At 42.8% G+C, this 9,957-nt stretch carries 8 protein-coding genes and 4 tRNA genes; 11 read left to right on the top strand and 1 reads right to left on the bottom strand.

What is annotated here, in order from left to right; all coding sequences use genetic code 11:
* Positions 1–783 precede the first annotated feature (783 nt).
* On the bottom strand, positions 784–3,696 hold the full coding sequence (locus O9X84_RS19190) for a metallophosphoesterase (protein WP_269521265.1): 2,913 nt from the start codon (positions 3,694–3,696) through the stop codon (positions 784–786).
* Positions 3,697–4,884: 1,188 nt separating this feature from the next.
* Between O9X84_RS19190 and O9X84_RS19185 the strand changes: the two genes are divergently transcribed.
* From O9X84_RS19185 to O9X84_RS19135, 11 genes are all read left to right on the top strand, one after another.
* Complete coding sequence (locus O9X84_RS19185; protein ID WP_269521264.1) at positions 4,885–5,130, top strand: hypothetical protein; 246 nt, start codon at positions 4,885–4,887, stop codon at positions 5,128–5,130.
* Positions 5,131–5,340: 210 nt separating this feature from the next.
* The gene (locus O9X84_RS19180) at positions 5,341–5,646 is read left to right on the top strand and encodes a hypothetical protein (RefSeq protein WP_269521263.1); all 306 of its coding nucleotides are present in this window, start codon (positions 5,341–5,343) and stop codon (positions 5,644–5,646) included.
* Positions 5,647–5,899: 253 nt separating this feature from the next.
* Positions 5,900–6,247, top strand: a complete 348-nt coding sequence (locus O9X84_RS19175; protein WP_269521262.1) for a DUF4174 domain-containing protein — start codon at positions 5,900–5,902, stop codon at positions 6,245–6,247.
* Between the two features lie 165 nt (positions 6,248–6,412).
* On the top strand, positions 6,413–7,417 hold the full coding sequence (gene murB, locus O9X84_RS19170) for a UDP-N-acetylmuramate dehydrogenase (protein WP_269521261.1): 1,005 nt from the start codon (positions 6,413–6,415) through the stop codon (positions 7,415–7,417).
* Complete coding sequence (birA, locus tag O9X84_RS19165; protein WP_269521260.1) at positions 7,414–8,400, top strand: bifunctional biotin--[acetyl-CoA-carboxylase] ligase/biotin operon repressor BirA; 987 nt, start codon at positions 7,414–7,416, stop codon at positions 8,398–8,400. Before murB ends, birA begins: the two co-directional genes overlap by 4 nt.
* Entirely contained in the window at positions 8,390–9,175 is a 786-nt protein-coding gene (locus O9X84_RS19160) for a type III pantothenate kinase (RefSeq protein WP_269521259.1), read from the top strand. The genes birA and O9X84_RS19160 overlap by 11 nt, the downstream gene beginning before the upstream one ends.
* A gap of 109 nt (positions 9,176–9,284) precedes the next feature.
* Positions 9,285–9,360, top strand: a tRNA-Thr gene (locus O9X84_RS19155).
* An 8-nt stretch (positions 9,361–9,368) separates the two neighbouring features.
* Positions 9,369–9,453, top strand: a tRNA-Tyr gene (locus O9X84_RS19150).
* 34 nt (positions 9,454–9,487) lie between these two features.
* Positions 9,488–9,562: transfer RNA gene (locus O9X84_RS19145), tRNA-Gly, on the top strand.
* 7 nt (positions 9,563–9,569) lie between these two features.
* Positions 9,570–9,645, top strand: a tRNA-Thr gene (locus tag O9X84_RS19140).
* A gap of 68 nt (positions 9,646–9,713) precedes the next feature.
* Positions 9,714–9,957 (top strand): GTP-binding protein (locus tag O9X84_RS19135; protein WP_269521258.1); only part of this gene is annotated, 244 nt, incomplete at its 3' end.

Below are 9,957 nucleotides of genomic sequence, written 5' to 3'. Positions count from 1 at the left end.
GGGCTATCGCGTGCCGGGTACGGTTTACCATGCGACAATGGAAAGCTGCACTCACGTGGTACAGCTCCTTAGTCGATGAGGCCTGGGCTGGAAGCACATGAAATTAAATTCGTGGGGATCCCTCAGGGTCAGGTCCGCATTTATCTTCCAATTACATTTATCACATCGAATCTAACGAACATCAAACAGGGTCAGAACCCAATATATTGTTAGTTTGAGTTTAAGAAATATAGAGAGTTTGAATCTAAGGGATCCCTACGAATTCCATTTTATATCGAACCATGCCCTGCCTTTCTGCAATGGTGCTGAAGCGCTGTCTTCCAATGACATATAGTAAATTTGACCCTACAGGCAAACGCTCTCATCCCTAGATATTGGAGTGACAGCACGCGTTTAGCGTGTGTGTTGGTCTGGAAGCGTCGATGTTTTTTGGCGACGATAAGTACCATACCAAGGAGTATTGCCATAAGCGATGCAAATGTTGTCAGTAGAATCAATTACTTCTAAGATTATAAGACGGCTAATTGATATTGCTCTATATAGTAGTAAAGCAGTTTTCATAGTTTACGAATTGGGGCAATAACCGCGATACATCACAGCTGCTTTCCTTATAGCAAGAAATGCAATACGAACGCTATCGGTCAGAACCACGATATTTTATCAATTTGTCGAACGCTAATGCCCTGAATTACGCAATAAAAAAGCCTATCGTGATAGGCTTTTTTGATTTCTCAAGGAGAGTGCAGTTGCTTACGTATTATCTAAGTTAGCTTATAACCAATTTTATTTTTCGATTACTGCGAACTTTCCGTCGGTGTGCACGAATCCCCAAATAGTGTTACTTTCTTTCACATAACCCCAGTAGCGTTGTTGGCAATTAGCCACTTGGTAGCCACCCTCTGGATGTTGGTCAGTCAGTCTGTAATATATTGAATAGTGGTCAGAGTACCCGCTTTCGACGTAACACTCATCAGTAAACGCCGGCACCCATGACTGTGTTGCTTCGTCATAACGGCCAATGGTTAAATCAGTCAAGATATACCCTTCAGGGGCCGTCATTACTAGCGTCATAGCGTCAGCAAAATCTAGCCTATCTGCTAAATACCGACCATTCCAGTTGGCGTCATTACCACCAGGATTACCGTTGGCAAGGTCTGGATTCAAAGATGCTTCAATATCGGTACCTTTCACAAATTTTCCATCACGTGTTGTGTGAGTCGGATTATTTACCTCTTCGCCGTTTTGGTTAACATAGGTTAGTGATGCAGACTCTCCCTTAGCTAAAACGCCAGCATCTACATCGACGATGGGCGCAATTAAATCACCATATTGGTTGAAGTACGAACCTTCTTGTGTTTGATTTCCACTAAGGTATAACACGTCAGATAAGGTGGTAGCGCTTTTATCCACAAACCAACTCATGGAAAATAACTCACGAAGACGTTCCACTTCCCCCACAGTAGCGGCATATGAGCTATTATAGGTAAGGTTGTAGCCATCGATAATGGTTGCTTGCGATCCTATGTAACCAACTTCCGCTGGCGTTTCGGAATGGGCATAATAGTTTTGGTCGGGCGCAACCACTCTAACGGTTGAATCTGTGGTGCGGGTGTTTTCATCTAACACTTGCCACTCAACTTCTTTACAAGTTTGTGTCGTGGCTGCACCCTCTACCATATAGTCGCCTGAGTATTTACACCACGCATTTGTATCGTAATCGTAGTGAGCCCCTAAGTTCATATCCACTTCAGTCAGTTTATGGTCAGCGTAGTAAGCTTTGCTAGTAATCTGACGACCGTTAACTTCAACAACCACAAATGAAATGCCATTTCCTAAATCAGACGTTATGCTTGCGTACTTGGTCCCTTCGCTGTTGGTTAAATCTCCCCCAGTGATGGAGTCATAGAAGTTGTTAATGAACAATCCCGTTTCATGCTCATCATGCATACCGTATAAATCTTCGTAAGCTTTCCATGATGCATTGCCACCGATGATTTGTGTGAAGCCATTAGCGGTATCTTTGTCATCGGAAGTAGGGTGAATTAAGCTACGTGAGTACTGATGATCATGTCCTGCAATATAGGTAACTTGATAATTATTGAACAAGTTTAATATGTCAGCAGCTAGGCCAGGCTCAGCTTCATCTTGCAACTGCAAGTAGCCTAATTGGCCGATATCGTAACCATTTAAACTTGGTTCTTCTAGCTCTTCGTACGCACTAGTTGCAGTTTCTAGAGCATTACTATAAAGCGCAATTTCTTCAGCTGACGCATTATTTTCAATGGCATCGTCTAACGTAGCTTGCGCTGCATCTTTAGCTTCTTGTAAAGCACTTCTTTCAGCTACATATGCATCGTAAATTTCAACTTGATAGGTTTGAGGACGCTTTTTAGTTGATAGCGGCTCATGTCCAAACGCCACAATATGATCTACGTCTTCGGCATTAGCGATAATAATTTCTTTCAACCAGTTTCTTAAAATTGTCCATGTTCCTCTATATGCGCTGCTATAGAGCTCTGCAAAATAGAAATCTAAAGCAATAAACATGGTTTTATCCTCAATGAAATAATAAACCAAGTCTTCTGCACCAGGGAAACCTATGGCTTTACCATTATCTAAATGTTCGCGAACTAATGCACCTGTATATGCTTGATACAATTTATAGCCCTGGTCAAAGTCAACCTGCTCATAACCTTCATAAGGATTAATATCATTAAAAACATTGTTGACTGACTGACGTTCCCATTCTTGTTCGTTGGTAAACCATGCCGGCCAGTTTCTCCCATTAATAACTTCGTGATTGCCTCGCGCAGGAAATACACTGATTCCTGCATCGGTTAATGGGCCGGCAACTTTCTCCATCCACTGTACATAGTCAGACTCAGCTCGGTATTCAGTGATATCACCTGTTGCTAAAACTAAATCAACATCTAGCTCTATCATTTTATCAGTTACGGCTTCAACTAAAGGTAAAGGCAGAACTTTCCAGTCAGGCCCAAAATCTTGGCGATCTTCAGGCGCAACCACAATAGGCTCGCCGGCACTATCTACTTCAATATAAGGGTGGAAAGGGTCTTCAACGTTAACTAAGTAGCTAACACCATCTTCATCCCAATCGTTGGCTTTAATCGCGTCATTTTGACTTTCAGTGCCGGCATCATAATAACCATCACCGTTGTAATCTACGCCTACGTATTCTTTGATGGACAAGGCGTTACCGTCTTTATCAACGTCCACGTACAACGACATATTGTCATCATCCCGACCTTGGGTATCTGGAAAAATAGCGAAGCGTAAGATTTTATCTGAATCTTCGAGGAGAATGTTTGCCCCAGAGGTGGCATTACTACCTAGAACCGGCGCTTGTGCTGTTAAAGCATCTAGGGTTGCCTGAAGGGCTTCGATTTCGGCTTGTAACCTAGCAATATCTTCAATTGTGGTAGCATTGTTGGATGCTTCTTGTAAGGCTACTAACTCTGCAGTCATTGCATCAATCTGTGCTTGCATTGCAACAATAGTCGCGTTCAATGTAGCAACTTCTGTTCCATTTGACGTATCTATGTTGTCGAGTTCGCTTTGTAGCTGTTCAACTTGCGCTTGCAGTGCACTCACTTCGGCGTCGTTGTCGTCACCAATACTACAAGCGCTAAGTACGCCTACTGCGACTAACGTTAACGTAAAATTTCTTAACTTCATGGCTGTTCCCTCATTAATAAGAATAATTTCAAAGCTAATATCGCGTTTCAAATTGGCGATATTAATCAAGTTTCACTGCCTATAAGACGGCGTTAAAATTAATAAGGGGACAGGTTTTTTTATATATTTTCCCGAGGCTAATTTGTCATTAAGTTGTCACAATAAAGCCTTACTGGAACGCTCAGGTGTAGCGGTAATGCTGAGTGTTATTCATTGTGACTAAGAAGTTTGCACTGACTGGTTTTATCTAGATTTGAAGGTGAATTTCACGGTGCCATTGGTATCGCAAAACGAAGTGTTAGGATTTCATTGTATTTCGACTATATAAGTATGAGCGGATATGGATATGAAAAAAAAACCTTTGGGTAAGTTGATGCCTGGGATACGGGGGGCAGAGCAAAATTAAACCACTAATATCTTGTTTCACGTCGATACAGAAGATATTTTACACTGAAGCGCTGTCTTCCAATGACGTATAGTAAATTTTATCTCTACGGACAAGAACTCTTATTCCTAGATAATTGTATGGCAGAAAATGTTTAACGTGTTTGTTGGCCTGGAAGCGTCGATGTTTTTTTGCGACGAAAAGTGCCACACCAAGGAGTATTGCCTCAAGCGATGCTAGAAAAAATAGGGTCAGATCATTATTGTTGCGCTTTCACTTTCATAAAGATTGCTTACACCAGACTAGAGATCAAAGAGTTGGGGTCTGACCCTGAGGTATCCCCACAAATAATATAGCGAAATCAGTGTAATTGAAAAGAAGGGAACATTCATGACGTTTGGTGATCAGATCAATCGCCAAAAATCACTGAGACCAAACAGCCATGAATGCCCTATCTATTGTGAACAAAGTCGTTTCGCTTGGCAGCTACAATATGCATTAAACTCGACTAAATGCGGTAACGGCGTGCGTCAAAAGTCTGCTTAATGGAAGCGCTGCGACCGTAACCAGTATAGGTCGAGGAATAAACACCGCTTATCTATGCATCTATATGCCAGCTATTTTGTGGCAGCACATCGCGCCCTGTTATCTCAATCGATTGGTCAGATTTAGACGATCGTAAAGCGCATTTTCTTTTACGAGCGGCCATATCTTGAAAAGGTCGGCCCATCACACTTTATCAAGAAGTGCATTGCAACAAATCGAAAGAGAAACCAGCTACACACAAGGCATTCTTAAAGACGTTGCACGCTATATTACCCGCTCACTGTCGGCCCATTATCGTAACCGACGCAGGGTATAAATCACCTTGGTTCAGAGAAGTCTTAGCGCTGGGATGGGATATTGTTGGGCGCATTCGTATGCCACACTTTTACTCACTTGATAGAGTAGATACGTGGCAATGTATTCGTCACCTTTACGCACAAGCGACCTGTCGACCGAAGCGTTTCGATAACAGCCAAATAGTAAGAAGCAACCCCTTTGCCTAAACACTTATTCTCTTTACACAGAAAACGAAGGGACGCCACGCTTCAAATTCAGACGGTACACGCAAAGCTTCCAAGCGTTCGAAAGTTCATGCGCAAGGAGCAAGAGACCCATGGCTGTTAGCGACATCACTAGCACCTCACCGATACTTATCGAAACAAGCTGTGGCGATTTATCGTCAGCGCATGCAAATCAAGGAGGGGTTTAGAGATATGAAAAGCATCAAGTTCGGACTTGGCTATGAGCAGAATAAATGTGGTAAAAAGCCGCGCTTAACAATACTGGTATTGCTGGCGACGTTAGCGTCACTCGTGGCAATATTACTGGGTATGGTGCTCGTTTCTTCAAACAAACATCGTCGATTCCAAGCCAATACCGAAACCAGAAGCGTACTCTCCTTCCACTTTCTTGGACTCAGGGCTGTGGCTTGCCGAATACGATTCACTATGCGACAGTGGAAAGCTGCACTTAAATGGTACAGCTTCAAAGTTGACGCGGCTTGGGCTGGAAGCACATGAAATTAAATTCGTGGGGATCCCTCAGGATCTGACCCCAATTATCGATTGAGTTTAAGCGGCCAATGTCAGTGTGTATTTCGAAATGTGGACCTGACCCCCTTTATTGTTTGAACGAAAGTGGTGGAGTTGCGTAATAGAACTTATGAAGGCTTCAAAATACATCATATCGTTTCTTTCTGTTTTTATAATGACTCCGCCCTTTTCCTTTGCGAAAAGTGAGCCAACGGGTGTGTTGCATCAGGAATCTTGTTCTATGTTCTTCAGCAATATACGCTGGCAACACCGAATTCTTTTAGTGAGAGTTGATGACGATGTGGAGCTGAAAGAGTTAATAGAATATCTAGACTACAGTGCACCTGAACTTACAGAGAGAAAGCTTCTTGTACTGGGCATTGATAGAAAAACGGTTTATCCGTTTAGCAACTCATTATCCTGCCTTCCTTCTCTGCCTGAAGTTCAACGTCGTCTAAATTCGAATAAGGCAGTCCTCATCGGTCTTGATGGCGGTATAAAAGAGCAGTATGACGTGATAGACCCAGTACGTATATTCTCAGATATTGACTCAATGCCAATGAGGCGAAGGGAACGTCAAGACAACTAAATTGTAAAAGCCAAGTTTTAGTTTTCTACAGACTCTTCGAGTTTTAAAAACCTACCTTATATTCACTAGGTTAATTCAATCCTTCATGCTTAATTGGAGTGATGTACTTTTCTTTACTCTCCGCTTACCCTACCATTAGGCAATTATTCGCAGTTCGTAGACATTATGCCCTCATTGCAACACTACAGCACGTTTGGTCTAAATACGTCGTGCAAAACAATTCAATCGTTTTCAGATATCGACTCCTTTTTCCGCCTCTATAACAACACCGATGTGTGTTATTTGCTTGGCGGTGGCAGTAACTCAATATTCACCGAAACATTTGAAGGCACAGTACTGGTCAATGAGATAAAGGGCGTAAGTCATTTTGATGACGAAAATAGTCATTTTTTACGGGTAGGTGCAGGCGAAAATTGGCACGAGCTTGTCAAACTGTGTATGCAAAATGAGTGGTTTGGCTTTGAGAATTTAGCGCTGATCCCCGGTTCAGTGGGGGCTAGTCCAATTCAAAATATTGGCGCCTATGGAGTAGAGGTCGATACATTAATACAAACGATAGAAGCCGTGGTACTTAGCACAGGCGAAAAGATTCTATTACAGAATGAAGACTGTCAGTTTGGTTATCGAGATAGTGTATTCAAACATGCGCTTGCCAATAAGGTGCTTATTACCCACGTAAATTTTGTCCTACCAAAAGTTTATGAGTTAAATACCGCTTATGGTGAGCTTGCCGCGTTAACAAATCCGACGCCACAGGACATTTATAACAAAGTTATAGAGGTGCGTAAGTCCAAACTTCCAGACCCTGCCGTTCTCGGTAATTCTGGAAGCTTCTTCAAAAATCCAATTGTCACTTACGATCATTTCAAAACAATTACTGATCAATACGAACATGTGCCGCATTTTACTGTAACAACCAAATCCGCCGACGATAGTGTGAAAATTCCGGCAGCGTGGCTCATCGATCAAGCTGGTTTTAAAGGAAAGACGCTGAACGACGTTAGGTGTCACCCTACACAGCCTTTAGTACTTACAAACCTTGGCGATGCAAACGGTAGCGATGTACTATCTATGGCAAGAGATATCATTGCTAGCGTTTCTGACAGGTTTAATATCACGCTCGAACCTGAGGTACGCCTTTTAGGAAGCAAAGGACTTATTTCGCTATGAGACAGGCATCTAAAGTAATAAGAAAACATATATTAGCGCTATTGTCCGACGGTCACTTTCACTCCGGTGAAACTATAGCTCAAGAGGTTGGACTATCGCGTACCGCTGTTGCAGGGCATATTTCTCAGTTATCTGACTGGGGATTAGATGTATTTAAGGTAAAAGGTAAGGGGTATCGACTAGAGCGAGGTTTTCCCATGTTAAGTGCAGATAGCATTAAGAAGTACTTGGGTAATACCAAACGAGCCATGATAGATGTTGAGTCGGTACTCCCATCAACAAATACAGAGATGAAAAAACGCATCGCTAATAATCGAGAAGAATTAGCCGACGGTGATGCTATTTTTGCTGAAATACAAACCGCAGGTCGCGGAAGACATGGCAGAACTTGGTTAGCGCCTGTGGGCGGTAGCTTAACATTTTCCATGTATTGGTCGTTTCCCGATGGATATCAAAGCATGGCGGGCCTTTCTTTATTGGTTGGTCTTGCAGTGTGCGACGCGCTAAAAGAGTTTGGCGTAAACGATGCCGAATTAAAGTGGCCGAACGATATCTATTTACAGGGTAAGAAGCTTGCTGGCGTATTGATAGAAGTAGAGGGGCAGATTGGGGCGACAGCGCATTGCGTTATCGGCATTGGATTGAACGTATGTGTGCCTGATAACCAATACGACGTTGGACAACCTCATAGCGATCTCGCTTCATTCTTAGGCACAGTGCCAGATAGAAATAAATTAGCGGCGCAAATTATTAAATCACTATGGTCTTATCTGCCTAAATTTACTCAACAAGGCTTTGGGCCATTTGTTCCCCATTGGGAAGCCTTAGATCTTTACGGTGATAGAAGGATAGTGCTGCAAATGGGTGAGAAGCGATTTTCTGGTATCGATAGAGGCGTAGATGCCAGCGGTGCACTGTTGGTGGAAACACAAGACGGCATTACACGTTTTCATGGCGGTGAGGTTAGCCTTCGTGGTAACTAATAGCATCTCATCTGAAAAAAATGCTGTAGAAAGTGAGCAAAATGTCTTATTAGTGGACATTGGCAACACACGAATCAAATATTCTCTGTTGTGTAATGACAAAGAAGAGCCCCAATCTGTAAGTTCGATAGCTGAGCTTTTTAAATTTATCGACTCTTACGAAAAAATTTCTCATATTTATTTAGCTTCAGTTAGAAATAATGAAGTCTCAAAAGAAATAAATAACCTCTGTTTGCCTCGCAAAATTAATTTCATTGAGAAACACACAGAAAAATCAGCATTCGGAATAAAAAATAGTTACAGCAATGTTCAAAAAATGGGCGTTGATCGGTGGCTTGCTATGGTCTGTGCTGCAGAAAATTCAAAAAAAGCATTTTTTGTTATGGATGTTGGTACTGCAATAACCGTCGATTTTGTAGTGAATGGTCAACATTTAGGCGGTTGGATAGTACCTGGGTTTACTGTTATGCGAGACGCTTTGGTGGCATCCACCAAAAAAGTAACCGCAAGTGATGAAATTCCGACCAGCTTTGGGGTAGGTATGGATACCGAAGATTGCGTAGCAACAGGGTGTCATGCAGCGGTTTATGGTGTTTATTTGAGCGCCATTGATTACATATCAAGCAAACAAACTGATTTTGACATTATTTTAGGGGGTGGAGACAAAAAAGTGTTTGCATTCTTAGAATCCGCTGTTAACATTCGTCCCGCTCATTTGGTGGTGCAAGGTCTTGCCCGCTACGCTCGAAAGGAACTTGTTCCACTTCAAGCGTAACCTTCTGATTGATTGAGAAATCGGCCAGAAAAGAAAAATGAAAATTTTTCAAAAAGACACTTGCACTGAGTAATTCATTACTCTAGAATGCGCACCCACTTGATGTAGTGCCGACTTAGCTCAGTTGGTAGAGCAACTGACTTGTAATCAGTAGGTCGCCAGTTCGATTCCGGCAGTCGGCACCATCAATTCTGGAGGGGTACCCAAGCGGTCAACGGGAGCAGACTGTAAATCTGCCGGCTCAGCCTTCGCAGGTTCGAATCCTGCCCCCTCCACCACTTTCTTTATGAGGTGGCCAGAGAATTAAGATTTGCGGGCATCGTATAATGGCTATTACCTCAGCCTTCCAAGCTGATGATGTGGGTTCGATTCCCACTGCCCGCTCCAAATCAGTGCTGATATGGCTCAGTTGGTAGAGCGCACCCTTGGTAAGGGTGAGGTCGGCAGTTCGAATCTGCCTATCAGCACCATTTTTCTCCCCAGCTCATGTTGTAAAAATTCAAAATTTTTTTAATGTAACTTTGCTGGGATAATAGAAATGGCAAAAGAAAAGTTTGAACGTACGAAACCCCATGTAAACGTGGGTACTATCGGCCACGTTGACCACGGTAAAACCACGCTAACTGCAGCTATCACTACTGTTCTAGCTAAGACCTACGGCGGTTCTGCAAGCGCATTCGATCAAATCGATAACGCGCCTGAAGAAAAAGCACGTGGTATCACCATCTCTACGTCACACGTAGAATATGATACTCCTGCTCGCCACTACGCGCACGTTGACT

The sequence above is a fragment of the Alteromonas sp. BMJM2 genome, from assembly GCF_027257845.1.
In the GTDB taxonomy this organism is placed as follows: domain Bacteria; phylum Pseudomonadota; class Gammaproteobacteria; order Enterobacterales; family Alteromonadaceae; genus Alteromonas.
Note: the sequence above shows the minus strand (reverse complement) of the source record. Positions and strands in the feature narration are given on the sequence as shown.

What these genes read in the sequence shown, in the direction of transcription:
- O9X84_RS19190 (WP_269521265.1), bottom strand. Translation starts at nt 3,696, where the DNA reads ATGAAGTTAAGAAATTTTACGTTAACGTTAGTCGCAGTAGGCGTACTT.
- O9X84_RS19180 (WP_269521263.1), top strand. Translation starts at nt 5,341, where the DNA reads ATGAAAAGCATCAAGTTCGGACTTGGCTATGAGCAGAATAAATGTGGT.
- O9X84_RS19175 (WP_269521262.1), top strand. Translation starts at nt 5,900, where the DNA reads ATGTTCTTCAGCAATATACGCTGGCAACACCGAATTCTTTTAGTGAGA.
- murB (WP_269521261.1), top strand. Translation starts at nt 6,413, where the DNA reads ATGCCCTCATTGCAACACTACAGCACGTTTGGTCTAAATACGTCGTGC.
- birA (WP_269521260.1), top strand. Translation starts at nt 7,414, where the DNA reads ATGAGACAGGCATCTAAAGTAATAAGAAAACATATATTAGCGCTATTG.